The following is a 24,990-nucleotide window of genomic DNA, read 5'->3' as shown; positions in this document are numbered from 1 at the left end:
GACGATCTGCGTAAGACAACGCAGAAATCGCTGCGAAGTAGGTTGAAAGGATCATGCCGGGCTCTCTCTTGGGGGGACGAGCAAAAACAAACAATGCGCAGCTCTCACTGGCGCAAACGATTGTATGCAGCGGATCCAATGGAATTTCCCACCTGCAAGCACCGCAAAAATCAAAAAACCTCACTCTGTCTTCCAACGCTTCTGCCGTGCGTTTTGCATATGCGGCATTCTTTTCTGCAGAGCGTGCGCATTGTCTAGCGCAGGACATTTCCCACCATCCGAACACGTACGGACGTCGCGCTGCGCCCGGATAGCGCAGCGGCGTCCTGTAACGTCTGCCAACGCACGGCCTCGATGCGGATTATGGGGTGTTTGAGTCGATTTCGGCATGCGCGACAGGCGCACTGTAGCCACGCAGCTGCGGGCACGTCCCGCTCATAACGAAAGTAACTTTCGTGTTACCTGCCCAGGTGAACCTATTCCCTAAGCGCGGCGGGTTCGCCGTAATCGCAATACCTTGGTCTAGACCTTTCCAAACCAATTTTCTACTGCCCATCCGGACAAACATGTCCAAACACGGCGCGTGGATATGCATGCATAGGCTTATACATACCCAAGATGTAAGAGCTGCGTTGCTTATAGATGAGCGCAAGCTAAAGCGCACCGACCCAAACCCGAAGAAAAGTGCGTAGCGGTGAAACTTTCTGCCGCTGGAATGGTACATACCATTCGTCCGACCTCGGTCAGACCCTCCCCCCTTCGCAGCCGGATGGTATGGCAATGCACTTATCTCTCTCTGTGGATTTTGTGGCGACGCCTGCGGCCCGTGATCGGCACCGCACGCACGACTGGTACGTGTGCCGTCATGGGAAGGCTGGCTGATGCACGGTAATCCTCCCGGCAAGCATGGATCGGCTTTCCTGTTGACGCAGGACGCGCGTCTGGCATCGCAGGTCAACGCGAGCCTCGCCCCGCTGGGGCCGCAATTTGCAGTGTTTTCCGATGAGCTGGAGCTGTTGCGCTCCTTGCGGCATTCGCCCTGCGAACTGCTGATTTTTGATGCGACCTGCGTCGCCTCGGACGATAGCTCGGTCCTGGCCTGGCAGCGCTGCCACAGCGGTCATCCCACGCCGCTGATCGTGCTGGGACGTTTCGACTGCCCTGACGACATCCTGGCCTGGTACCAAGCCGGCGCACAAGAAGTGTTAGCGCTCCCATTCAATTCCTGTGAGCTACAGGTGCGCGCGGCATTGGCGATTGCCCCTGCACCCCAGACCTGCCAGGAATCGCAGCACCTCACCGTCGGCCCGTATCAGCTGATACGCGAAGAAAACACCGTCTATCTGCACGGCAAGCCGATCGTACTCACCGCGCGCGAGTTCTCGATTGCCTGGATGCTGTTTTCCAGCCCCGGCGTCTGTTTCCGCCGCTGCCAGCTCGCCAAGGCGGTCTGGGGTAGCCACACCGAGTTCACCGATCGCACGATGGAGCAACACATCTACAAGCTGCGCAAGAAATTGCAGCTGTGCAACCACAGTGGAGTGGTGCGCATCAGAACCGTGTATTCGCATGGCTACAAGCTGGAGCTCGCGCTGCAGGACAGGGACCCGCCAATGCTTGGCAAAAGCGTGAGTTCGAGTACCGGACATCACGCCGCCGCCTGCTGAACGCTGCTTTCGGGATCAGGCCAGACTGATGCAGGTATCGGGGTAACTGCATTGCGGATAGCGACGGTAGCGACGTGCATTCACTAGCGACGGCGTCATGCGGTCTTAGTTGCGATTTTCAGCGAACTTGAGTTATCCGATTAACTTCAGTTTCGAACTGTTTAGGCTGACTTGAACAGGAACCGACAGGAGTTCCATCGGCACAGATGGACTGCAGGCCGCTGCGCTGCTCATGCGCTCTCCCACGCTGGGAATCAGCCAAGTGAGGCGCCTTGCAGGCTTGCTGCCTTGTCATCTTGCGGAATGCAGCTCGCCCGGTTGCATGCACGAGAACCACCTGCATTGGCCGAGGTACAACCGATTGCGCTTAGGGCCGCTCCGCTGGAGCAGCTAGCCCAGTGCAGACGCCAAAGGGCAACTGACAGAACGACTACGCAACCATCGGGCGGCAATCGGCTCGATGCGGCCACAGCGCGTCGCCGTGATTGCGCCCGGCGATGGCGTGCTCGGTACGCCATGCAATCAGCGCGGCAGCGCAGCCCGTGCTGCAGATCAGCAGGTACCACGCGACATTGCGACTTCTTCGCGCGGTCTACGCGACCTGACCTGACCACCGCTCGCGACGCTTGCCTGGTCGCTCCAAACCGCATAAACGACGATGGCGCAGGAATTCCTGCGCCATCGTTCAATCCACTTCGCGCGAAGCGATTACTGCTTCGGGCTCTCACCGTACTGGTTCGGGCCCGGCGTGCCGTCCAGGCACATGAACACGAGCACGATAAACCCGCCGACGTAAGGCACTAAGCTGATCAGATAGAACCAGCCCGACTTGTCCTGGTCGTGCAGCCGGCGCACGGTCACGGCAATGCTGGGCACGATCAGCGCCAACAAGAAGATTGCGATGATGGCGCCGACCACCCATGCCAGCGGACCGGGGCCGTTCTCGCCCCCCATCACCGCCGCTGCGATACCAAACATGATGCCCAGCACGACCAGAACGATCACCTGCAGCAGCATGAACATCCAGTATTCCTTGCGACGCGAACGACCTTCGAAGTCGGCGTAACGCTTAAGCGGCAACAACATCCATTCCATCGTGGTTCTCCAGTACGAGCAGTCAGCGGTGTTTGTGATCCGGTGCACAGTGCAACGGGCCGCGCATGGTGCCATAGCCGCACTCTGGTGAAAACGTTTTCTTCACACCCACATGCAAATTGCCGGGCGCCAGCCGACGGACGGTCGCCGGCTCTGCTGGGGAGCGTCAGGCGATGGCAATGTTTGACGCTGCCTGCTGGTAAAGCCCACTGCGCGAACCCGCGCTTGGCCGGACAGCCTGCCCCGTCCCTGCCCCCCGGCGCAGTCGCAGTCGCACACCTCAGTCGGCCGCGGCCTCCAGCGCCTGACTCAGCCGCTCCACCGCGATGATCTCCATCCCCTTGATGCTGGCCGTCTTCGGTGCGTTGGCACGCGGCACGATCGCGCGCTTGAAGCCATGGGTGGCGGCCTCCTTCAGACGGTCCTCGCCATTGGGTACCGGACGGATCTCGCCGGACAACCCGACTTCGCCAAAGGCAATCGTCTTCTCGGACAACGGCCGATCGCGCAGCGAGGACAGCACCGCCAGCAACACCGGCAGATCGGCCGCGGTCTCCTGCACGCGAATGCCGCCGACCACGTTGACGAACACGTCCTGGTCGCCCACCACGATGCCGCCATGCCGATGCAGCACCGCCAACAACATCGCAAGCCGGTTCTGCTCCAATCCCACCGCCACCCGGCGTGGATTGGATAGCGGCGAGGCATCCACCAGCGCCTGCACTTCCACCATCAGCGGCCGGGTGCCTTCACGGGTCACCATGACGCAACTGCCGGGCTGCTGGGTACTGCCGCCAGACAGAAAGATCGCCGACGGGTTGGAGACCTCCTTGAGGCCCTTCTCGCCCATCGCGAACACGCCCAGCTCGTTGACCGCGCCGAAGCGGTTCTTGAACGCGCGCAGCAGGCGGAACCGGCTGCCGCTTTCGCCTTCGAAATACAGCACCGCATCGACCATGTGCTCGAGCACGCGCGGGCCGGCGATGCCGCCTTCCTTGGTCACATGCCCGACCAGGAACACCGCCGTACCGGTCTCCTTGGCATAGCGCACCAGCCGCGCCGCGCTCTCGCGCACCTGGCTGACCGACCCAGGTGCTGCGGTCAACGATTCGGTCCACAAGGTCTGCACCGAGTCGGCCACGATCAGTTTCGGCCGCGCCACGCTGGCGTGCTGCAGGATGTTTTCGATGCCGGTTTCGGCCAGGGCGTTCAAGCCTTCCAGCGGCAGATCGAGCCGCACCGCTCGCCCGGCTACCTGCGCCAGCGACTCCTCGCCGGTGACGTACAGCACCGGCAGCGTTGAGGCCATGCTGGCCAGCGCCTGCAACAGCAGCGTCGACTTGCCGATCCCCGGGTCGCCGCCGATCAGCACCACCGCACCTTCGACCAGGCCACCGCCCAGCACGCGATCGAACTCGCCGATGCCGGTGGACACGCGCGCTTGTTCGGACTGCTGCACATCCTTGAGCGCAGTGATCTTGGGCGCCTCGGTCTTGCCGGCCCAACCACTGCGACGCGACGCCGCAGGCGAGGCCTTGCCGCCAGGGGTGGCACTTTCCAGCACGATTTCGCTGAGCGTATTCCACACACCGCATTCGGTGCATTGCCCCTGCCATTTGGAGTACTCGGCGCCGCACTCGCCGCAGACATAGGCCGTCTTCGCCTTCGCCATCGTCGTCTTGCCTGTTGTCGTTGATGCGACAGGATAGTGGCTGACGGTCTCAGCATGCGCGACGGCGCTGCATCGCGCGGCCGACCTGCGATCGGGAAGTTCTGATTCTGCAGCCACAAAAAAACCGCAGGATCGACGTCCGTCGCCCCTGCGGCTGCGTTGTCGACATGCGCCTACGCGCGCACATCAGCCATGCACTTACCTGGCCTTGTACAACTCACTCAAACGGTCAGGCGTGCCGGCGATGCGTTCCAGATGCGGATACAGCAGACCACCGTGGTAATCGATGCGCACGGTGTCGTAACGATCGCCGCGCTTGACCAGCAACTCGATCGGCGCGGTGGTGCCCTTGGCCGCCTTGATCGCGTCCTTGATCACCTCACTGCTGAAGGCACGGCCGTTGACCGCCATGATCGTGTTGCCTGCGATCAAGCCGGCGTTGAAGGCCGGGCCGTCCCACAGCACATCGCTGATATCGCCCGAGGCTTTCAATGACAGTCCAAGCGAATAGGTCAGGCTGGCGTCCTTGTCGTCGCTCTCGTCGGCCTTGGTGGCCAGATTCGGCTCCTCGTTGTAGACCAGCTTCCAGCCGTTGGCTTCAATGCCGCCGTTCAACGAACCATGCCCGTCCATGCGGCTACGCAACAGGCTCGCCCAGTCGTAGGCGGCCACGCCATTGAGCGTGGCGACGATGTCGTCGAAGGTGTACGGATTGACGTCCCAATCGCCGTTCTTCATGCCGAAGAACGCCTTGCCGAAATCGTCGATGGAGCGCTTGTTGTTGGTCAGCGCGCGCAGTTTGCTGTCCACTTCCAGCCACATCATCTGGCCGCCGGAATAATAGTCCTCGGCCATCTGATAGCTGCGGTACGCCTTGGGACGGCGCATCGACATGGTCGGGTCGTTGGTGGTGTCCTGCACCGTGCGCCAGGCCATGCCGGGGCGGCCGCGCTCATAGCTGGCCGCCACGCCGGCCAGGATCTCGCGCGCCTGATCCTGCGTCCACAGGCCCGAACGTGCGGACATCACTTCGCCCCAGAACTGGGTCTGGCCCTCGTACAGCCACAGCAGGCTGTCGCCCATCGGCACGTTGAAGTTGGGCGTGGCCAGATCGGCGCCGCGGCGGTACTTGCCGTTCCAGGAATGGTTGAATTCGTGTGCGAGCAGGTCGCGCCCGGTCCAGCTCTTGTCCCACTCGGTGAAGTAAGTGGGCACACCGCTGTTTTCGCTGGAGCGATGATGCTCCAGGCCGATGCCGCCCAACTTCTTGGTCAGCGCCAGCAGGAATTCGTAGTGATCGAAATGCCGCGCGCCGTAGAGCTTGTCCATCTGCTGCACCAGCGAGGCATGCGCCTTGATCTGCTCGGGCTTGGCGTCCAGCGACTTGGCTTCGTCGGCGAATACGTTGAGGTAGACCGGCTGCTTGCCGGCGCTCAGCTCCACGCGCTTGTAGTACTTGCCGGCGAACATCGGCGAATCGACCAGATCATCGAAATCGATCGGCTTGAAGGTCACCGTGTCGCCGACGCGGCGGTCGGTTTCCAGCGCCGTGGCATAGCTCCAGCCGGCTGGCAGCGTCACGCTGGCCTGCGCCTTGATGTTGCGTGCGAAGACGCCGGCAGGATACAGCGCCGTGGTGTTCCACTGCAGGTTGAGCATCTCCGGAGTCATCATCACCCGGCCCTGGTTGGGGGCCTGCGGAGAGAGGAACTTGAACTCGGCCACCAGCTCGGTGGCGCCCTGGGGCACATCCACCTTGAACGCATAGACGTCGAATTGGTCGCGAGTCCATGGCACCACCTTGCCATCGACCTTGATCACCAGACCGGCCAGCTTGTCGATCGGACCGGTGGGCGAGTGGTTGCCGGGAATCCACTGCGGATACAGCAGCGTCATCGGGCCGGGCTTTGCCGGCATGGTGGTCTTGACCTTGAAGATGCGGTGCGCCAGGTCGGTGGCATCGACGTCGATCTTCAAGGTGCCGTCGAACGGCACGTCCTGCGGCGGCGCGGTTTGCGCGGCGGCGGGCAACGACAGCGCTGCCAGCAACGACACGGACAACAGGGTGGGCATCTTCATCGCAACTCCGCGGGTGACCTGAAACAGGCAAGCCCACGATGCTAAGCGCCCATCACGGCTTCCCCGTATGCCATTGGTCATGCCGCAGGCAAATTCATGCGCAAAAAAAAGCCGCCAATCGCTGGCGGCCTTCTTCATAACAGCATGACGCGATCCGGCGTGGCGCCGTCTCAATGCATCATGTTGACGTTCATGTTGTGCAGCACCCACAGCGAACCGACGATCACGATGCCGATGATCAGCAGCGAGAACAGGCCCACCTGCACGTTGGAGCGCTGCTCGGGTGTGCGATCCATATGCAGGAAGTAGACCATGTGCACCAGCATCTGCACCGCAGCCATGACCGAGATCACGACGATGGTGACGCCCTTGGAGAACGCCCCGCTCATCACCATCGCAAACGGGATGACGGTGAGGATGACGGCCATGACGAAGCCGATCAGATAGGACTTCAAACCGCCGGCATGCGCATCGGCCGCGGTCTCGGTGTGGTGGTGATTGGCCATTACAGCGCTCCCAGCAGATAGACGACGGTGAACACACCGATCCAGATGATGTCCAGGAAGTGCCAGAACAGGCTCAGGCAGGCCAGACGCGTGCTGTTGCGCGCAGTCAGGCCGTTCTTGGAGATCTGGATCACCAGCACTGCCATCCACAACAGGCCCGACGCCACGTGCAAACCGTGGGTTCCGACCAGGGTGAAGAAGGCGGACAGGAACGCGCTGCGCCCCGGGCCGGCACCTTCATGGATCAGGTGATTGAACTCCCAGACTTCCATGCACAGAAAACCGATACCCAGCAGCGCGGTCACGCCCAGCCAGCCATACAGGCCGGTCATGCTGCGCTTGTGCGCAGAGATCATCGCAAAGCCGAAGCTCAAGCTGCTGAACAACAGCAGGAAGGTTTCCACCAACACGAACTTCAGATCGAACAGCTCCTTGGCGGTCGGCCCGTCCACCGTGGCGCCGGAGAGCACCGCATAGGTGGCGAACAGACCGGCAAACAGCAGGCAGTCGCTCATCAGATAGACCCAGAACCCGAAGACGGTGTTGCCACCGCCGTCGTGATGCTCGTGGTCGTGATCGTGGCCGCCCGCGTGGGCGGCGTGGTCAAGCGTGGTCGAGGAAGCCATGGTCATACCACCTTCGCGGCCTGCGCCGCCTGTTGCTGTTCGAGCAGGGCGAAGCGCGCGTTTTCGATGCGCTCCACTTCATCGGCCGGCACCCAGTAATCGATGTCGTCGTCGAAGGTGCGCACGATGAAGCTACCGATCATGCCCACCAGGCCGAGGATGGCCAGCCACCAGATGTGCCAGATCAGACCGAAGCCCATCAGCACGCTGAAGGCACCCATGTACACGCCTGCACCGGTATTGCGCGGCATATGGATCGGCTCGTACTTGGACGGACGCACCCAGCCCTTGCCATTCTGCTTGTCGGCCCAGAACTGATCGCGGTCGTCGATGTGCGGCAGCACGGCGAAGTTGTAGAACGGCGGCGGCGAAGAGGTTGCCCACTCCAGCGTACGGCCATCCCACGGATCGCCCGTGTAGTCCATGTGCTCCTTGCGCTTCCACACGCTGTAAACGATCTGCAGCAGATTCAGGAAGATACCCATGCCGATGATCGCAGCACCGGCCGCAGCGACATACAGCCACGGCGCCCACTCGGGATGGTTGTAGGTGCTCATGCGACGGGTCATGCCCATGAAGCCGAGCACGTACAACGGCATGAAGGCCACGAAGAAACCGATGATCCAGCACCAGAACGAGGCCTTGCCGATCTTCTCGTTGAGCTTGAAGCCGAACGCCTTCGGGAACCAGTAGGTCAGACCTGCCAGGTAGCCGAACACCACGCCGCCGATGATCACGTTATGGAAGTGCGCGATCAGGAACAGGCTGTTGTGCAGCACAAAGTCCACGGCCGGAATCGCCAACATCACGCCGGTCATGCCGCCGATGGTGAAGGTGATGATGAAGCCGATGGTCCACAGCACCGGCGAGGTCATGTGCACGCGACCGCGGAACATGGTGAACAACCAGTTGAAGATTTTCACGCCGGTCGGAATCGAGATGATCATCGTCGTGATGCCGAAGAAGGCATTGACGTTGGCACCCGAGCCCATGGTGAAGAAGTGATGCAACCACACCACGAACGACAGCACGCCGATGCACGAGGTGGCGTACACCATCGAGGTGTAGCCGAACAAGCGCTTGCGGCTGTAGGTGGCGATCAATTCGGAGAAGATGCCGAACGCCGGCAGGATCAGGATGTAGACCTCCGGGTGACCCCAGATCCAGATCAGGTTGACGTACATCATGGCGTTGCCGCCACCGTCGTTGGTGAAGAAGTGCGTGCCCAGGTAACGGTCGGCACCCAGCAGCGCCAGCGCCACGGTGAGGATCGGGAACGCAGCGATGATCAGGATGTTGGTGATCAACGCGGTCCAGGTGAAGATCGGCATGCGCATCAGGGTCATGCCCGGCGCGCGCATCCGCATGATCGTCACGAAGAAGTTCACGCCGGTCAGCAACGTACCTAACCCTGAGACCTGCAACGCCCAGATGTAGTAATCGACACCGACCCCTGGACTGTATTCCAGCCCCGACAACGGCGGATACGCCAGCCAACCGGTCTGCGCGAATTCACCGACGCCGAGCGAGATGTTGATCAACGCTGCGCCGGCCACGAACAGCCAGAAGCTCAGCGAGTTCAGGAACGGAAACGCCACGTCGCGTGCACCGATCTGCAGCGGCACGATCAGGTTCAACAGGCCGGTCATGAACGGCATGGCCATGAAGAAGATCATGATCACGCCATGCGCGGTAAAGATCTGGTCGTAATGGTGTGGAGGCAGAACGCCTTCGCCACCGTTACCCGCCAATGCCTGCTGGGTACGCATCATGGCCGCATCGGCAAAACCGCGCAGCAACATGACCAGCGCCACGATGATGTACATCACGCCGATGCGCTTGTGATCCACCGAGGTGAACCACTCCTTCCACAGGTAGCCCCACAGCTTGTACTTGGTGATGGCGCCCGCGATGAGCAGGCCGAGCAGGCCTGCACCACCTAGCGCGATCATGATGATCGGCTCGTGGTACGGAACCGCCTCGATGGTAAGTTTGCCTAGCATCACTTGTCTCCAGAAGTGCACATGGCGACCGGCTCTGCAGCCGATGCCTCATGGTCGCCATGGCCCTTGCTATGGCCAGGACCATTCATGTATTTGTCGACCAGCGACCGGAACATGCCGTCCTGCACCGACGAGTAGTAGGTGACCGGATACTGTTCTTTGTCGTTGCGATTGGCAGCCAACACCTGATATTCGGCGGCATTCAAGGACGTCGGCGATGCCTTGACCTTGGCCACCCACGCGTCGAAGCCGGCCTGATCGACCGCATGCGCCTTGAAGCTCATCTTCGAAAAGCCGTGACCGCTGTAGTTGGTCGACAGGCCGAAGTATTCGCCGGGCTCGTCGGCCACCAGATGCAGCTTGGTTTCCATGCCCGCCATCGCGTAGATCATGGTGCCCAGGTGCGGAATGAAGAACGAGTTCATCACCGTATCGGAGGTGATCTTGAAGTTCAGCGGCGTATGCACCGGGAACGCGATCTCGTTGACGGTGGCGATGTTCTGATCCGGGTAGATGAACATCCACTTCCAGTCCAGCGACACCGCTTCGATGTTGAGCGGCTTGACGTCCGAATCCAGCGGCCGGTACGGGTCCAGCGCATGCGACGAGCGCCAGGTCAGCACCGCCAGCACCAGGATGATCACGCACGGGATCGACCACACCACCACTTCGATGGCGGTGGAGTGCGACCAATCCGGCTCGTAGCGCGCCTTCGTGTTGGATGCGCGATATTTCCACGCGAACGCAATCGTCATCACGATCACCGGGATGACCACGATCAGCATGAGCACCACGGAGGTGATCAGCAGTTGCTTCTCGTCGTGGCCAATCTGGCCTTTCGGATTGAGGATGGCCGAGTTGCACCCTGCCAACAGCAGGAAGGGCAACATCAGACCTGGACGAAGTAAACGCCCGAGATGTTTCAGCGGAATCATCGGTCGATCCAAGTGCGAAGGAACGCCAGCCGCGCGCATCGTCTCCGGCAAGGGAGATGTCCGACGATGCCCTTCCCTGTTGAAGGCGGGCCCGCGCAGACCGAAGACACGAGTTAGCGCGCTAATTTTAGTCTTTGCTGCACCTGCACGAAACCCATTGGCAATGATCTGCCGCAATAAATGCGCGCAAAATCGTGCGACATGTTGTCGCAGCGCAGCGTAAGCCAAGATGGGTGCTGTGATGGCCGTCGTTGCGGCCTGCAATCGCACTGCAATGCATGCGACAACTGGGTGAAATTGCGCCTGCAGAGGCCAAAAACGCAACTGGGCCGGCCAAGGGCCGACCCAGTGCTGAAGCGATGGTGCCGGAAATAGGAATCGAACCTACGACCTACGCATTACGAATGCGCCGCTCTACCAACTGAGCTATTCCGGCGAGCCGTGCATTGTAGGAGCGGAGCCGGGGGCTGGTCAATCGCCCCAGGGGCGGGCGGCTGCCGTGGCCGGCGCCGGTGACGTGGCGGTACCCAAACGCTGCTCACTCTGCCGCGGCCAACGTTGGCCATCGACGCGCGGTCAGCTGACCAGACGCAGCCGCAGTTCCTTGGGCAGTGCAAACACCATCGATTCGGGCTCACCTTCCAGTTCGGACACGCCTCCCGCACCCAGCTCGCGCAACCGGGCCAGCACACCATCGACCAGCACCTGCGGGGCGGACGCACCGGCAGTGAGGCCAATATGCTGTTTGCCGACGATCCAGGCCGGATCGATCTCGCTGGCGTTATCGATCAGATACGACTCCACCCCGTCGCGGCGGGCGAGTTCGCTCAGCCGGTTGGAATTGGAGCTATTGGGCGAGCCGACCACCAGCACCAGATCGCACTGCCGCGCCAGATCGCGCACCGCGTCCTGGCGGTTCTGGGTGGCGTAGCAGATGTCGTCGTGCCGCGGCCCTTGCATCGCCGGGTAGCGTGCGCGCAGCGCCTCGATGATGCCCATGGTGTCGTCGACCGACAGCGTGGTCTGGGTGGTGTACGCCAAATTTTCCGGCTGATTGATCTGCAGCGTGGCGACCTGATCGATATCTTCCACCAGATAGATCGTGCCCGGGCCGCGCTCGCGGCTCCACTGGCCCATGGTGCCTTCTACTTCCGGATGCCCGGCATGGCCGATCAGCACCACATCGCGGCCGGCCCGGCAGTGCCGCGCGACCTCGAAATGCACCTTGGTCACCAGCGGGCAGGTAGCGTCGAACACCTTCAAGCCACGGCGCTCAGCCTCCTGGCGCACCGCCTGCGAGACGCCGTGTGCGCTGAAGATCACCGTGGCGTTATCGGGCACCTCGTCGAGCTCTTCGACGAAAATCGCGCCACGTTGCTTCAGGTCGTCGACCACAAAGCGGTTGTGCACGACTTCATGGCGTACATAGATCGGCGCGCCCAGCGTCTCGATCGCGCGCTTGACGATCTCGATCGCACGGTCGACACCGGCACAAAAACCACGGGGATTGGCGAGCAGGACATCCATGGCGAGCATTCTACGGGAATGGAGAAGAGGGTCGGAGCAAGCGGAGCGCGTCGGTAGCCGGGCTTCAGGGGCGATTCCCGATTCCCGGCTCGCGCTTGCCGCCCTTGTCGAACAGCCCAAACACGGCAATCCCGATGGCACCGCCCACGATGGCCGAGTCGGCGATATTGAATGACGGCCAGATATGGCTACCGATGTACCACTGAATGAAATCGACCACGTGGCCGTGCATCAGCCGGTCGATCACATTGCCGATCGCCCCGCCGATCACCAGCGCGTAGGGCAGCGCGCTGCGCCATTCGCCGCGGGCGGTGCGCGACAGCCAGAACGCCAGCAGGCCGCTGATACCCACCGCCAACGCGGTGAAGAACCACAGCTGCCAGCCGCCGGCATCGCTCAAAAAGCTGAAGGCTGCGCCGGTGTTATAGGTGCGGTACCAGTTCCAGAAGCCGTCGATGACCGGCACCGGGGTGTACTCGGGCAGGCTGGACAGCACCCAGGCCTTGCTCCACTGGTCCAGGCCGATTACGACGGCCGACAGCACGAGCCAGATCAAGGCAGAGGGTTTGGGTCTTGCGGTCATGGAATCACCTTAACTGTTGCTACTCCCGGGTTCGGGAGAAGCTGCCCGACGGGCAAATCGGCAAGCAACGCCGAATGCGCCATCGCGGCCCTCATCCGGCGCTGCGCGCCACCTTCTCCCGCTTGCGGGAGAAGGAATAATTGGAACGGACTCCCGCTTGCGGGAGAAGGAATAATTGGAACGGACTCCCGCTTGCGGGAGAAGGAATAATTGGAACGGACTCCCGCTTGCGGGAGAAGGTGTATTGAAACGGACTCCCGCTCGCGGGAGAAGCAATCACGACATCAGAACCAGCGACGCTAGAACCAGCGACGCTCCTCGCCAGGGCCTTCGATATTGCTGACGCAACGGCTGCACAGTTCCGGGTGCCGCGCATCGCTGCCCACGCTGGCCTGGTGGTGCCAGCAGCGCACGCACTTGGCCTTGGTGGTCGGCTGCGCGCTGACGAAGATGTCGTCGGTACTGGCCGCGGTCACGGTGACGTCGCCACTGATGAACAAAAAGCGCAGTTCCTCGGCCAGCGGCTGCCAGCGCGCGGCGGTCTGCGCATCGGCGGCCACAGTGATCTCCGCTTCCAGCGCCGCACCGATGGCGCCATTGGCACGCATCGGCTCCAGCACCTTGGACACCTGCTCGCGCAGGGCCAGCAACTTGTCGACATCCGCACTGGTGAGCGCGGCAGCGGCAGGCAGCGGCGCCAGCCCGTCGTACCAGGTAGCGAACAACACGTTGCCGACATGCTCGCCCGGCAGATACGCCCACAACTCTTCGGCAGTAAAGGTCAGCACCGGCGCCACCCAGCGCACGAATGCCTCGGCCACGTGATACATCGCGCTCTGCGCCGAGCGGCGACCGCGCGCGTCTTCGGCCATCGTGTACAGACGGTCCTTGGTGACGTCCAGGTACAACGAGCCCAGGTCCACGCTGCAGAAATTCAGCAGCGCCTGCACGATCTCGGCGAAGTCGTAGCGCGCATAGGCGGCGACGATCTTTTCCTGCAGCTCATGCGCGCGATGCACGATCCAGCGGTCCAGCAGCACCATGTCGTCCAGCGCCACCAGATGCTGCAGCGGGTCGAAGCCATGCAGATTACCGAGCAGGAAGCGCGCGGTATTGCGCAGGCGGCGATACGCGTCGGCGTTGCGCTTGAGGATCTCCTGCGACAGCGACATTTCGCTGCTGTAATCGGCCGATGCGATCCACAGGCGCAGGATATCCGCGCCCAGGGTCTTGATGATCTCCTGCGGCTCGATCCCGTTTTTGTCTGACTTGGACATCTTGCGGCCGTGCTCGTCCACGGTGAAGCCATGGGTGAGGCACTGCTTGTAGGGCGCCGCCTTGTCCATCGCCACGCCGCTCAGCAGCGAGGACTGGAACCAGCCGCGGTGCTGGTCGGAGCCTTCCAGATACAGGTCGGCCGGTTTGGGCAGGCCGCGGTCCACCAACACTGCCTCATGCGTCACGCCGGAGTCGAACCACACATCCAGGATGTCGGTGATCTTGTCGTAGTCGGCCGCTTCATCGCCCAGCAGTTCGGCCGCGTCCAGCGTGTACCACACGTCCACGCCGCCCAGCTCTACGCGGTCGGCCACCTGGCGCAGCAATTCGGTGCTGCGCGGATGCGGCTCGCCGGTTTCGCGATGCACGAACAAAGCGATCGGCACGCCCCAGGTGCGCTGGCGCGAGATGGTCCAATCCGGGCGGCCTTCGACCATGCCGGCGATGCGCGCCTGGCCCCACGCCGGGTACCAGGTCACCTGCTCTATGGCCTTGAGCGCATCGGCACGCAGGTTGGCCTGCTCCATCGAGATGAACCACTGCGGCGTGGCGCGGAACGCGATCGGCGTCTTGTGGCGCCAGCAATGCGGGTAGCTGTGCTCCATCTTGCTGGCGGCCAGCAACACGCCGGTGTCGCGCAGCGCGTCGATGATGACGTCGTTGGCCTTCCAGATATGCAGACCGGCCAGCACGGTGTCGCCCAGCGGCGGCGTGGAGGGCAGATACACGCCACGCCCGTCCACCGGATTGATCTGCGCGGCGCTGTAGCGCTCCAGCAGGCCGTACTGCTTGGACACCTGATAGTCCTCCTGACCATGACCGGGTGCGGTATGCACGGCACCGGTGCCTTCCTCGGCAGAGACGTGCTCGCCCAGCAGCAGCGGGATCTCGCGCTCGGCGTAGAAGGGGTGATTGAGGAGCATCTGGTCCAGCACGGCGCCCTTGGCATGGCCATGCACCGTCACGTCGTCCACGCCATAGCGCGCCAGCACCCTGGCCGCCAGGGCCTCGGCCACCACCAGCCAGCGCGGCTGACCGCGATCGGCCGGGCCTTCGACCAGCACGTAATCGAGCTCCGCACCCAGGCTCACTGCCAGCGATGCCGGCAGCGTCCACGGCGTGGTGGTCCAGATCGGCACCGCCACGCTGGTGCCTGCCGGCAGGCTGGCGCCGAACGCAGCAGCGACCGCCGCCGGATCGCGTGCCGGATAGGCAACATCCACGGTTGGCGACACCTTGTCGGCGTATTCGATCTCGGCCTCGGCCAGTGCCGAGCCGCAATCGAAGCACCAATGCACCGGCTTGACGCCGCGGGTCAGATGGCCGTTATCGACCACTTTGGCCAGCGCGCGGATTTCGTTGGCTTCGAAGCGGAAATCCAGCGTCTTGTACGGGTTGTCCCAATCGCCGACCACACCCAGGCGCTTGAAGTCGCGCCGCTGCAGATCGATCTGCTCGGTCGCGTATTCGCGGCACTTCTGACGGAACTCGGCCGCGTCAAGCTTGACGCCGACCTTGCCGTATTTCTTTTCGATCGCAATCTCGATCGGCAGGCCGTGGCAATCCCAGCCGGGGATGTACGGCGCATCGAATCCAGCCAGATACTTCGACTTGACGATGATGTCCTTGAGGATCTTGTTGACCGCATGGCCCAGATGGATCTGGCCATTGGCATACGGGGGGCCGTCGTGCAGCACGAACAGCGGGCGCCCTGCCGCGTTGGCGCGCAGCTGCGCATACAGCCCCTCGCGTTCCCAGCGGTCCAGCATCGCCGGCTCGCGCTTGGGCAGGTCGCCGCGCATCGGGAATTCCGTCGCAGGCAGATGGAGAGTGGCTTTGTAGTCTTGGGTCACAGGAATCTACCGTTGCGCTGCGTGAGGTGATGTACGGGGATGTTGCGAGGGAGTGGCATCGACGGCGTCTGCGTCTGCAGAGCGGTGCGAAGAACCGCCGTGTTGCCCCTCCATGGAAAGACCGGCGGAGCGTGCAACGCTTTCATCGGCAGCACGCAGTCGCGAGGGACTCGCCTTGAGCACGGCACGCGCCTGCTCGGCATCGCGGTGCATCTGCACGGTGAGCGCGTCGAGCCCATCGAACTTTTCTTCGTCGCGCAGCTTGGCGACGAATTCCACTTCGATATGCCGGCCGTACAAATCGCCCTGAAAATCGAACAGGTGCGCTTCCAACAATGGCTCCACGCCGGCCACGGTGGGCCGCGTTCCGAAGCTGGACACCGATGGCCACGGCCGCTCGGCTACGCCATGTACCCAGGTCGCGTAGATGCCCGACAACGCCGGGGTACGCGGAAAACGCAGATTGGCAGTCGGGTAGCCCAGCGTGCGCCCCAGTTGCTTGCCGCGCACTACCCGCCCACCGATGGCATACGGGCGGCCGAGCAATTCGCCGGCAGGAACGAACTCGCCGGCACCCAGCAGCTCGCGAATGCGCGTGGCAGAAATTCGTTCGCCATGCAGGTGCACCGGCGTGATTTCGCCAGCCACAAATCCATGCTGCTCACCCAACGCACGCAGCAAGGTGATATCGCCGCCACGCCGATGACCGAAACGGAATTCCGGGCCGATCCACACTTCGCGCGCACATAGCCGGCCAACCAGCCCCAGGCGTACGAAATCTTCTGCACGCATGGCCGACAAGCGGCCGTCGAAACGAATCAGGCCAACGCTGTCGGCACCGAAGTCGTACAGGCCTTCGATCTTGGCGCGCGCCAGGGTCAGGCGCGGCGGCGGCGCGGCCGGGGCGAAAAATTCGCGCGGCAGCGGCTCGAAGCTCAACGCTACCGCTGGCACGCCCAGCGCACGCGCACGCGCGACGGCGTGCTGCACCAACGTCCGATGCCCCAGGTGCAGGCCATCGAAGGCGCCGATGCAGACCACGCTTCCGTGCGGGAACAGCGTCCCGCCCTCGACGTCTCTAAACAGCCTGCTCATTCCTCGATCCAAACAGATGCCGGCTTGGCGGCCGACCCTCGCTGATACATAACCCGTAAGTATAGCCGTGCCTGTCAAGCCGCATGGCCGCGCACCGGACGCGCGCAGCGTCGGCAGAGACCGCAGCCTATGCAGGCGGCGGCCTGCAATCGCTCCCTGGCCGCAACGCCGGCACAGACCGCGGCAGACCTGCCCCGGCTGTGCGGCCCTTGCCGACTGCAGACACCGGCTGCACTCGCCAGGGGGCCATTGCAGCGTTCGGCATCCGCGACTCAGCTCTCGCGCAGATGCCGCGGCCGCAAGCCCAACGCCAGTTGCGCGACCACATAGGTCAGCCCGCCACTGCCGACCAGCACCGCCAGCCAACCGATACGATCCCACTTCTCCATCACGGTGAACGATGGCAGCCACCACAGCAGGCCCAACAGCACCGTCACCATCGCCGCGCATGCCAGCAGCAGGCGCGCTGCATAGCCGCCCCACCCCGGCCGGCGCTGGTACACCCCGGACTTGCCGAGCCAGTACCACAGCAAAGCCAGGTTGAGATAACTCGACAGCGCGCTCGCTATGCCCAGCGCCAGGTGCAGGCCCGGCTGCTTGCCCAGCGCCTGCATGACGCCCTGCGCCTTGAGCTCGGGGGGCACCATGATCTGGTAGACCACCGCCAGCAACGCGAAATTGAACACCATGTTGGCGATCAGCGCCGCTACGCCGGCACGCACCGGGGTGCGGGTGTCCTGGCGGGCGTAGAACGCCGGCAGCACCACCTTGAGCATGGCGTAGGCCGGCAGGCCGAAGCTCAGGCCGTAGACCGACATCGCGGTCATCCGCGTATCGAAGGCGGTGAACTGGCCGTACTGGAACAACGTCGCCACCAGCGGCTCGGCCAGCAGCAGCAAGCCGAGCATTGCCGGCACTGAGATCAACAACGTGGTGCGGAAGCCCCAATCCAGCGCACCGGAAAACGCGCTGCGGTCGGTCTTGACGTGATGGCGCGCCAGCGCCGGCAGGATCACCGTGCCCAGCGCCACCCCGAATACACCCAGCGGCAGCTCCAGGAAGCGGTCGGCCAGCGACAGCCACGACTGCGAGCCATCGGTCAGCCTGGCCGCGATGACAGTGTCCAGCAGCAGGTTGATCTGCGCGATCGATGAGCCGAACAGGGTCGGCACCATCAGGGTCAGTACCTTGCGCACGCCTGGATGTTGCCAGCCCCAGCGCGGCAGGGTCAGCAGGTTGATGCCTTTCAGCGAAGGCAGCTGGAACAGCAACTGCAGCATGCCTGCCGCCAGCACCGCCCAGCCCAGCGCGAGGATCTGCTTTTCCGGAGTGCCGCCCAGCTTCGGCGCCAGCCACACGGCGCCGGCGATCATGCACAGGTTGAGGATCACCGGGGTCAGCGCCGGCATGGCGAACTTCTGGAAACTATTCAGTGCCCCGCCGGCCAGCGCGGTCAGCGAGACGAACAGCAGGAACGGAAAGGTCAGACGGAACAGGTCCACCAGCAGGCCATGCTTGGCCGGGTCGGTGTCCACGCCGCTGGAGAACAGCGTGGCCAACTGCGGTGCGAAGATCAGCGCCAGCGCGGTGACCAGCAGCAGCACTCCACCCAGGGTGCCAGCCACGCGCGACATCAGTTCGCGCAGTTCGGCATGCGGCCGGGTTTCCTTGACCTCGGTGAACACCGGCACGAAGGCGGTGGCGAAGGACCCTTCGGCGAAGAGCCGACGCAGGAAATTGGGGACCCGGAAGGCCGTCCAGAACGCATCGGTCAACGCATTGGTGCCGAAGGTGGTGGTGATGACCTGGTCGCGCACCAGCCCCAGCACCCGCGACACCATGGTCATACTGCTGAATGAGAGCAGGCCTCTCAACATGCCAGGCTTGCTCACGCTGCATCCCTCTTGACAACTGACTTGACGTACATATCTAGGTCCATCATACTTTCGCGCTTGCTTTTTCCACCATACCGATTCTTCAGGAACCCACCACCGTGGCCAATATCAAGTCCGCCAAGAAGCGCGCCAAGCAGACCGTTGTGCGCAATGAGCGCAACACCGGACAGCGCTCGATGCTGCGCACCGCCGTCAAGAAGGTGATCAAGGCCCTTGACGCCAACGATGCTGCAGGCGCCGAAGCTGCTTTCGCCGTTGCTCAGCCCATCCTCGACCGTTTCAGCGCCCGTGGCCTGATTCACAAGAACAAGGCTGCGCGTCACAAGAGCCGTCTGACCGCTCGCATCAAGGCCATCAAGGCCGCGTAAGCGATCAGCTGCGACGCTACCGGAAGCCTGGCTTCCGGTAGCACAGAAAAACCCGGCCTCGGCCGGGTTTTTTGTGTGCCTGTCCGTGCACTCAGCCCGCATTGCGCGCCTCGAGCTCGTCCTCGCGCTGGCGGTCGAAGAATGCCATGACGTCCTTCATGATCGGGAAGGTGCCATCGCGACCCAGCGCGGACACCAGGTACCACGGCGCGGTCCAGCCCAGCTCGGCCACGATGGTTTCGGCAGCGGCACGCGCCTCGTCCTCGAACATCAGGTCGGCCTTGTTGAGCACCAGCCAACGCGGCTTCTTCAGCAGCTCGGGGTCGTGGCGCTCCAGCTCACGCTCGATGGTGCGCACCTGATCCACCGGCGACACATCCACACCGCCATCCATCGGCGAAATATCCACCAGATGCAGCAGCAGGCGCGTGCGCTGCAGATGGCGCAGAAACTGCGTACCCAGGCCGGCGCCATCGGCGGCACCTTCGATCAGACCCGGCACGTCGGCGATCACAAAGCTGCGGTAGGCCTCGACGCTGACCACACCCAGATTCGGATACAGCGTGGTGAACGGATAGTCGGCCACCTTGGGCGTTGCCGAGGACACCGCGCGGATCAGCGTGCTCTTGCCGGCATTCGGGAAACCCAGCAGGCCGACGTCGGCCAGCAGCTTGAGCTCCAGCTTGAGCAGGCGCTCTTCGCCTTCTTCACCGGTGGTGGACTGGCGCGGCGCACGGTTGACCGAGCTTTTGAAATGCATGTTGCCCAGGCCGCCCTTGCCGCCCTTGGCGACCAGCAGGCGATCGCCGTGCTGGGTCAGGTCGCCGATCACTTCATCGGTCTGCACATTGACGACCATGGTGCCGACCGGCACCACGATGACGCGATCTTCGCCACCCTTGCCATAGGCCTGGCGGCCCATGCCGTTCTCGCCGCGCTGCGCCTTGAAGGTGCGCTCATGACGGAAATCGACCAGGGTGTTGACGTTCTCGTCGGAGACGATCCAGACGCTGCCGCCGGCACCGCCGTCGCCACCATCGGGCCCGCCAAGCGGAATGAACTTCTCGCGGCGAAAGCCGACACAGCCATTGCCGCCGTTACCAGCGGTCACCAGGATTTCTGCTTCGTCGACTAACTTCATGAGCTTACAACCGGGAATTGGGAATAGGGAGTGGGGAATCGGCCAAAGAAAAAGCGGCGTGACTCCTGCCAGCGAGCGCACTCACCGGCACGACAGCAGAGAGCGAAACGGAGTCAGGAGCCGGCTTTTCCGATTCCCCATTCCCCATTCCCGATTCTTAGCCGTCAAACGAAAAACCCCGCCGAAGCGGGGCTCTCCGTGTCGTTCGCAACCGCGCTGGCGCGGCTACGAACTGGCCTGCATGGAGCGGGCGATTACGCCTCGGCAACCACGCTGACGGTACGACGCTTCTTCGCACCCTTGACCGAGAACTCGACCTTGCCGTTGACCAGCGCAAACAGCGTGTGGTCACGACCCAGGCCGACGCCGGCGCCCGGATGGAACTGGGTGCCGCGCTGACGCACGATGATGTTGCCGGCGTCGATGGCCTGGCCACCAAAGATCTTCACGCCGAGGTACTTCGGGTTGGAATCGCGACCGTTGCGCGAGGAACCTACGCCTTTTTTATGTGCCATGACTGGTTCTCCTTACTTCTTGTCGCCACCGGCGATGCCGGTGATCTCGATTTCGGTGTAGTACTGACGGTGTCCCTGACGCTTCATGTGGTGCTTGCGGCGACGGAACTTGATGATGCGCACCTTGTCGGCGCGGCCATGGGCCACGACCTTGGCGGTGACCGAAGCGCCCTTCAGCGCATCGCCCAGCTTGATGCCATCGCTATCGCCCAGCATCAGGATGGTGTCGAACTTGATCTCGTTGCCTGCTTCGACTTCGAGCTTTTCCACGCGGAGCGTTTCGCCCTGCGCGACGCGGTATTGCTTACCGCCGGTTACCAGAACTGCGTACATGACCAGGTTTTCCTCTGTAGTTATTATGGTCGCACTGACGTGCCCTAGGGCAGACAGGAGCGGGATTGTACTGGCTTAGCCGGTTTCGGGTCAACCTGCAAGCAGGTCAACCGCCGCGCACCGGAATCGGGCGGGTGCAACGCATCATCCGGTCGCCACAACGGCCCGGTCAGACTGGCATTTGGGGCAATTGCCCTCACCTAGGTCGGCGGGTAGGCTGATCGACTGCCACTCATTCCTGCTGAGCACGCTCGCACCACTGCCGGTTCGCCGGCCCGACATCGGATCCCCCATGGCGATGGATTTCATCCGCATCCGCGGCGCGCGGACGCACAACCTCAAAAACATCGACCTCGACCTGCCTCGCGACAAACTGATCGTGATCACCGGCCTGTCCGGCTCGGGCAAGTCGTCGTTGGCGTTCGACACCATTTATGCGGAGGGCCAGCGCCGCTACGTCGAGTCGCTGTCGGCGTATGCGCGCCAGTTCCTCAGCGTGATGGAAAAGCCGGACCTGGACCATATCGAAGGGCTGTCCCCGGCGATTTCGATCGAACAGAAGTCCACCTCGCACAACCCGCGCTCCACCGTGGGCACGATCACCGAGATCTACGACTACCTGCGCCTGCTGTATGCACGCGTCGGCCAGCCGCGCTGCCCGGATCACGGTTTCCCGCTGGAAGCGCAGACCGTCAGCCAGATGGTCGACCACATGCTCACCCAGGATCAGGAACAGCGCTACATGTTGCTGGCGCCGGTGATCCGCGACCGCAAGGGCGAGCATGCGCAGGTATTCGAACAACTGCGTGCGCAGGGCTTCGTGCGCGTGCGCGTGGATGGCGAGTTGTACGAGATCGATGCGGTGCCGGCACTGGCGCTGCGCCAGAAGCACACCATCGAAGCGGTGATCGACCGTTTCCGTCCGCGCGAAGACATCAAGCAGCGGCTGGCGGAAAGTTTCGAAACCGCGCTCAAGCTCGGCGAAGGCATGGTGGCGGTGCAGTCGCTGGACGACCCGGCCGCAGCCCCGCATCTGTTCTCGTCCAAGTACAGCTGCCCGGTCTGCGATTACTCGCTGCCGGAGCTGGAACCGCGGCTGTTTTCGTTCAACGCACCGGTGGGCGCCTGCCCTAGTTGCGATGGCCTGGGCGTGGCCGAATTCTTCGACCCGGACCGGGTGGTGGTGCACCCGGAACTGTCGTTGTCTGCGGGTGCGGTACGCGGCTGGGATCGGCGCAATGCCTACTACTTCCAGCTGATCGCCTCGCTGGCCAAGCACTACAAATTCGACGTGGATGCGGTGTGGAACACGCTGCCGGCCCAGGTGCGCCAGGCGGTTTTGTTCGGCAGCGGCGATGAGGTGATCAGCTTCACCTACTTCACCGATGCGGGCGGGCGCACCACACGCAAGCATCGTTTCGAAGGCATCCTTCCGAATCTGGAACGGCGCTACCGCGAAACCGAATCGCCGGCCGTGCGCGAAGAGTTGACCAAGTACGTCAGTCAGCAGCCCTGCCCTGCCTGCAACGGCACACGCCTGAATCGCGCTGCGCGCAACGTGTTTGTGGCCGACCGCCCGCTGCCGGAGTTGGTGGTGCTGCCGGTCAACGAAGCGCTGAACTTTTTCCGCGGCTTGTCGCTACCGGGTTGGCGCGGCGAGATCGCCAGCAAGATCGTCAAGGAGATCGCCGAGCGCCTGGGCTTCCTGGTCGATGTCGGCCTGGATTACCTCACCCTGGAGCGCAAGGCCGACACCTTGTCCGGTGGCGAAGCGCAACGCATCCGTCTGGCCAGCCAGATCGGCGCCGGCCTGGTCGGGGTGATGTACGTGCTCGATGAGCCGTCGATCGGCCTGCATCAGCGCGACAACGAACGCCTGCTCGGCACGCTGACGCGGCTGCGCGACTTAGGCAATACGGTGATCGTGGTCGAGCATGACGAAGACGCGATTCGACTGGCCGATCACGTGCTGGACATCGGCCCCGGCGCCGGCGTGCACGGTGGCGAAATCTGCGCACAGGGCACGCTGCAGGACATTCTGGATTCGCCACGCTCGCTGACCGGTCAGTACCTGTCCGGCAAGCGCCGCATCGAGATTCCCAAGCAGCGCCACAAGCCCAACCCGAAGATGATGCTGCATCTGCGCGGGGCCACCGGCAACAACCTCAAGAATGTCGATCTGGAGATTCCGGCCGGCCTGTTGACCTGCATCACCGGCGTGTCCGGCTCGGGCAAGTCGACGCTGATCAACGATACCTTGTTCACGCTGGCCGCCAACGAGATCAACGGCGCCTCGCATACGGTGGCACCGCATCGCGAAGTGGAAAATCTGGACTTGTTCGACAAGGTCGTGGATATCGACCAGTCGCCGATCGGACGCACCCCGCGCTCCAATCCGGCGACCTACACCGGCATGTTCACCCCGCTGCGCGAGCTGTTCGCACAGGTGCCCGAATCGCGTGCGCGCGGCTATTCGCCGGGGCGTTTCAGCTTCAACGTGCGTGGCGGCCGCTGCGAGGCATGCCAGGGCGACGGCATGATCAAGGTGGAGATGCACTTCCTGCCCGACGTGTACGTGCCGTGCGATGTCTGCCACGGCAAGCGCTATAACCGCGAGACGCTGGAGATCCGTTACAAGGGTTTCAACATCAGCGACGTGTTGCAGATGACCGTCGAAGACGCGCTGCGCCTGTTCGAGCCAGTGCCGTCGATCGCGCGCAAGCTGGAAACGCTGATCGATGTGGGCCTGAGCTACATCAAGCTGGGCCAGAGCGCGACCACGCTGTCTGGCGGTGAGGCGCAGCGCGTAAAGCTATCCAAGGAACTGTCGCGCCGCGATACCGGGCGCACCTTGTACATCCTCGACGAACCGACCACCGGCCTGCATTTCCACGACATCGAAGCGCTGCTCGGCGTGCTGCACAAGCTGCGCGACGAGGGCAACACGGTGGTGGTGATCGAACACAATCTGGATGTGATCAAGACCGCCGACTGGATCGTGGATCTGGGCCCGGAAGGCGGCCATCGTGGTGGCACCATCCTGGTGTCCGGCACACCGGAAGACGTGGCCGCGCACGAGGCGTCCTACACCGGGCAGTTCCTGGCCAAGATGCTGCCGTCGGTCAAGGCACGCGAGACCCGCCCGGCCGCAATGGCCAACAAGCCGGATGCGCGCCCACCGCGCAAGGTCAAACCGGAGAAGGTGGCCAAGGTCGCCAAATCCGCCACCAAGAAAACTGCAAAGAAGAAGGCAAGCTGATGAGCGAACACAAGATCCTGGCACGCATCCCGATCAGCGTGCGCTGGCGCGACATGGACAGCATGGGCCACGTCAACAACGCCAAGTACATTTCGTATCTGGAAGAAGCGCGCGTGCGCTGGATGCTGGGCGTACAAGGCGTCTCGATGACCGACCGTATCGCGCCGGTCGTTGCCGCCACCAACGTCAACTACAAACGCCCGCTGGTGTGGCCCAACGACATCACGGTGGAGTTGTTTGTCGAGCGTCTGGGCAGCAGCAGCATCACCATCGGCCATCGCATCGTCGACCAGAAGGACGAGGGCGTGCTGTATTCGGATGGCAACGTGGTAGTGGTGTGGATCGATACGCAGACCGGCAAGAGCGCCGCGCTGCCGGATCCGGTGCGCGCAGCGAGCAGCTGACGCAGACTTGCGAAGACGCAGGTCAGTGATGCACGGCGGCTTCGTTAGCGGAGCCGCCGTTTTTGTTTTTGGTGGCGTCCCCGGCTGCGAGTGACTGCAAACCTTGGGGCTCTGGATGCGATGTGGGCGCGTACGATTTCGTCGGCGTCTGGCTTT

19 protein-coding genes and 1 tRNA gene are annotated in these 24,990 nt (G+C 63.0%); 4 read left to right on the top strand and 16 right to left on the bottom strand.

Annotated features, from left to right (window positions below; translation table 11 throughout):
• Positions 1 to 881 precede the first annotated feature (881 nt).
• Positions 882 to 1,667 carry a response regulator transcription factor gene (locus ACZZ0O_RS12615; protein WP_115561606.1) on the top strand — a complete coding sequence of 262 codons (786 nt, stop codon included), beginning with the start codon at positions 882 to 884 and terminating at the stop codon, positions 1,665 to 1,667.
• A 708-nt stretch (positions 1,668 to 2,375) separates the two neighbouring features.
• Here the strand turns inward: ACZZ0O_RS12615 and ACZZ0O_RS12610 are convergent.
• The 13 genes from ACZZ0O_RS12610 to murJ all read right to left on the bottom strand — a co-directional run bounded on the left by ACZZ0O_RS12610 (position 2,376) and on the right by murJ (position 18,796).
• Positions 2,376 to 2,762 carry a DUF805 domain-containing protein gene (locus ACZZ0O_RS12610; protein WP_463590916.1) on the bottom strand — a complete coding sequence of 129 codons (387 nt, stop codon included), beginning with the start codon at positions 2,760 to 2,762 and terminating at the stop codon, positions 2,376 to 2,378.
• Between the two features lie 280 nt (positions 2,763 to 3,042).
• A complete protein-coding gene (gene radA, locus ACZZ0O_RS12605) occupies positions 3,043 to 4,434 on the bottom strand; it encodes a DNA repair protein RadA (protein ID WP_115527328.1) in 1,392 nt (463 codons plus the stop codon).
• 198 nt (positions 4,435 to 4,632) lie between these two features.
• On the bottom strand, positions 4,633 to 6,513 hold the full coding sequence (locus tag ACZZ0O_RS12600; protein WP_463590915.1) for a M61 family metallopeptidase: 1,881 nt from the start codon (positions 6,511 to 6,513) through the stop codon (positions 4,633 to 4,635).
• 170 nt (positions 6,514 to 6,683) lie between these two features.
• Complete coding sequence (gene cyoD / locus ACZZ0O_RS12595) at positions 6,684 to 7,019, bottom strand: cytochrome o ubiquinol oxidase subunit IV (RefSeq protein WP_005989936.1); 336 nt, start codon at positions 7,017 to 7,019, stop codon at positions 6,684 to 6,686.
• Positions 7,019 to 7,651 (bottom strand): cytochrome o ubiquinol oxidase subunit III, encoded by a 633-nt coding sequence (gene cyoC / locus ACZZ0O_RS12590; RefSeq protein WP_181112921.1) that lies wholly within the window; start codon positions 7,649 to 7,651, stop codon positions 7,019 to 7,021. Before cyoC ends, cyoD begins: the two co-directional genes overlap by 1 nt.
• Positions 7,648 to 9,648 (bottom strand): cytochrome o ubiquinol oxidase subunit I, encoded by a 2,001-nt coding sequence (cyoB, locus tag ACZZ0O_RS12585; RefSeq protein WP_055845528.1) that lies wholly within the window; start codon positions 9,646 to 9,648, stop codon positions 7,648 to 7,650. The genes cyoC and cyoB overlap by 4 nt, the downstream gene beginning before the upstream one ends.
• Positions 9,648 to 10,583, bottom strand: coding sequence for a ubiquinol oxidase subunit II (gene cyoA / locus ACZZ0O_RS12580; protein WP_115512260.1), 936 nt, complete (start codon positions 10,581 to 10,583; stop codon positions 9,648 to 9,650). Before cyoA ends, cyoB begins: the two co-directional genes overlap by 1 nt.
• A gap of 360 nt (positions 10,584 to 10,943) precedes the next feature.
• A tRNA-Thr gene (locus ACZZ0O_RS12575) sits at positions 10,944 to 11,019 on the bottom strand.
• 140 nt (positions 11,020 to 11,159) lie between these two features.
• Complete coding sequence (gene ispH, locus ACZZ0O_RS12570; protein WP_463590914.1) at positions 11,160 to 12,110, bottom strand: 4-hydroxy-3-methylbut-2-enyl diphosphate reductase; 951 nt, start codon at positions 12,108 to 12,110, stop codon at positions 11,160 to 11,162.
• Between the two features lie 64 nt (positions 12,111 to 12,174).
• Positions 12,175 to 12,693, bottom strand: a complete 519-nt coding sequence (gene lspA, locus ACZZ0O_RS12565) for a signal peptidase II (RefSeq protein ID WP_055845533.1) — start codon at positions 12,691 to 12,693, stop codon at positions 12,175 to 12,177.
• A 299-nt stretch (positions 12,694 to 12,992) separates the two neighbouring features.
• Positions 12,993 to 15,824 carry an isoleucine--tRNA ligase gene (gene ileS / locus ACZZ0O_RS12560; RefSeq protein ID WP_463590913.1) on the bottom strand — a complete coding sequence of 944 codons (2,832 nt, stop codon included), beginning with the start codon at positions 15,822 to 15,824 and terminating at the stop codon, positions 12,993 to 12,995.
• A 6-nt stretch (positions 15,825 to 15,830) separates the two neighbouring features.
• Positions 15,831 to 16,919 (bottom strand): bifunctional riboflavin kinase/FAD synthetase, encoded by a 1,089-nt coding sequence (locus ACZZ0O_RS12555; protein WP_463590912.1) that lies wholly within the window; start codon positions 16,917 to 16,919, stop codon positions 15,831 to 15,833.
• Between the two features lie 272 nt (positions 16,920 to 17,191).
• On the bottom strand, positions 17,192 to 18,796 hold the full coding sequence (murJ, locus tag ACZZ0O_RS12550; RefSeq protein ID WP_463590911.1) for a murein biosynthesis integral membrane protein MurJ: 1,605 nt from the start codon (positions 18,794 to 18,796) through the stop codon (positions 17,192 to 17,194).
• Between the two features lie 116 nt (positions 18,797 to 18,912).
• Here murJ and rpsT point away from each other — a divergent pair, with 116 nt between their 5' ends.
• Positions 18,913 to 19,182, top strand: coding sequence for a 30S ribosomal protein S20 (rpsT, locus tag ACZZ0O_RS12545; RefSeq protein WP_002807888.1), 270 nt, complete (start codon positions 18,913 to 18,915; stop codon positions 19,180 to 19,182).
• A 91-nt stretch (positions 19,183 to 19,273) separates the two neighbouring features.
• Here the strand turns inward: rpsT and obgE are convergent, their stop codons facing one another.
• The 3 genes from obgE to rplU form a co-directional block, all read right to left on the bottom strand.
• The gene (obgE, locus tag ACZZ0O_RS12540) at positions 19,274 to 20,323 is read right to left on the bottom strand and encodes a GTPase ObgE (RefSeq protein WP_055845546.1); all 1,050 of its coding nucleotides are present in this window, start codon (positions 20,321 to 20,323) and stop codon (positions 19,274 to 19,276) included.
• A gap of 254 nt (positions 20,324 to 20,577) precedes the next feature.
• Complete coding sequence (gene rpmA / locus ACZZ0O_RS12535; RefSeq protein WP_002807880.1) at positions 20,578 to 20,838, bottom strand: 50S ribosomal protein L27; 261 nt, start codon at positions 20,836 to 20,838, stop codon at positions 20,578 to 20,580.
• A 12-nt stretch (positions 20,839 to 20,850) separates the two neighbouring features.
• Positions 20,851 to 21,171, bottom strand: coding sequence for a 50S ribosomal protein L21 (rplU, locus tag ACZZ0O_RS12530; protein ID WP_005989959.1), 321 nt, complete (start codon positions 21,169 to 21,171; stop codon positions 20,851 to 20,853).
• Between the two features lie 292 nt (positions 21,172 to 21,463).
• On the opposite strand from rplU, the gene uvrA reads away from it, so the two are divergent.
• Both uvrA and ACZZ0O_RS12520 read left to right on the top strand, forming a co-directional pair.
• Positions 21,464 to 24,430, top strand: coding sequence for an excinuclease ABC subunit UvrA (gene uvrA / locus ACZZ0O_RS12525; protein WP_463590910.1), 2,967 nt, complete (start codon positions 21,464 to 21,466; stop codon positions 24,428 to 24,430).
• Positions 24,430 to 24,834, top strand: a complete 405-nt coding sequence (locus ACZZ0O_RS12520; RefSeq protein ID WP_323538013.1) for an acyl-CoA thioesterase — start codon at positions 24,430 to 24,432, stop codon at positions 24,832 to 24,834. Before uvrA ends, ACZZ0O_RS12520 begins: the two co-directional genes overlap by 1 nt.
• Positions 24,835 to 24,990 lie beyond the last annotated feature (156 nt).

The organism is Xanthomonas sp. AC360 (assembly GCF_979258225.1).
This window is presented reverse-complemented; position numbering and strand designations above follow the sequence as displayed.

What these genes read in the sequence shown, in the direction of transcription:
- ispH (WP_463590914.1), bottom strand. Translation starts at nt 12,110, where the DNA reads ATGGATGTCCTGCTCGCCAATCCCCGTGGTTTTTGTGCCGGTGTCGAC.
- rplU (WP_005989959.1), bottom strand. Translation starts at nt 21,171, where the DNA reads ATGTACGCAGTTCTGGTAACCGGCGGTAAGCAATACCGCGTCGCGCAG.
- rpmA (WP_002807880.1), bottom strand. Translation starts at nt 20,838, where the DNA reads ATGGCACATAAAAAAGGCGTAGGTTCCTCGCGCAACGGTCGCGATTCC.
- cyoD (WP_005989936.1), bottom strand. Translation starts at nt 7,019, where the DNA reads ATGGCCAATCACCACCACACCGAGACCGCGGCCGATGCGCATGCCGGC.
- lspA (WP_055845533.1), bottom strand. Translation starts at nt 12,693, where the DNA reads ATGACCGCAAGACCCAAACCCTCTGCCTTGATCTGGCTCGTGCTGTCG.
- ACZZ0O_RS12555 (WP_463590912.1), bottom strand. Translation starts at nt 16,919, where the DNA reads ATGAGCAGGCTGTTTAGAGACGTCGAGGGCGGGACGCTGTTCCCGCAC.
- uvrA (WP_463590910.1), top strand. Translation starts at nt 21,464, where the DNA reads ATGGCGATGGATTTCATCCGCATCCGCGGCGCGCGGACGCACAACCTC.
- ACZZ0O_RS12615 (WP_115561606.1), top strand. Translation starts at nt 882, where the DNA reads ATGCACGGTAATCCTCCCGGCAAGCATGGATCGGCTTTCCTGTTGACG.
- radA (WP_115527328.1), bottom strand. Translation starts at nt 4,434, where the DNA reads ATGGCGAAGGCGAAGACGGCCTATGTCTGCGGCGAGTGCGGCGCCGAG.
- ACZZ0O_RS12520 (WP_323538013.1), top strand. Translation starts at nt 24,430, where the DNA reads ATGAGCGAACACAAGATCCTGGCACGCATCCCGATCAGCGTGCGCTGG.
- cyoC (WP_181112921.1), bottom strand. Translation starts at nt 7,651, where the DNA reads ATGACCATGGCTTCCTCGACCACGCTTGACCACGCCGCCCACGCGGGC.
- ACZZ0O_RS12610 (WP_463590916.1), bottom strand. Translation starts at nt 2,762, where the DNA reads ATGGAATGGATGTTGTTGCCGCTTAAGCGTTACGCCGACTTCGAAGGT.
- murJ (WP_463590911.1), bottom strand. Translation starts at nt 18,796, where the DNA reads ATGTTGAGAGGCCTGCTCTCATTCAGCAGTATGACCATGGTGTCGCGG.
- obgE (WP_055845546.1), bottom strand. Translation starts at nt 20,323, where the DNA reads ATGAAGTTAGTCGACGAAGCAGAAATCCTGGTGACCGCTGGTAACGGC.
- ACZZ0O_RS12600 (WP_463590915.1), bottom strand. Translation starts at nt 6,513, where the DNA reads ATGAAGATGCCCACCCTGTTGTCCGTGTCGTTGCTGGCAGCGCTGTCG.
- cyoB (WP_055845528.1), bottom strand. Translation starts at nt 9,648, where the DNA reads ATGCTAGGCAAACTTACCATCGAGGCGGTTCCGTACCACGAGCCGATC.
- cyoA (WP_115512260.1), bottom strand. Translation starts at nt 10,583, where the DNA reads ATGATTCCGCTGAAACATCTCGGGCGTTTACTTCGTCCAGGTCTGATG.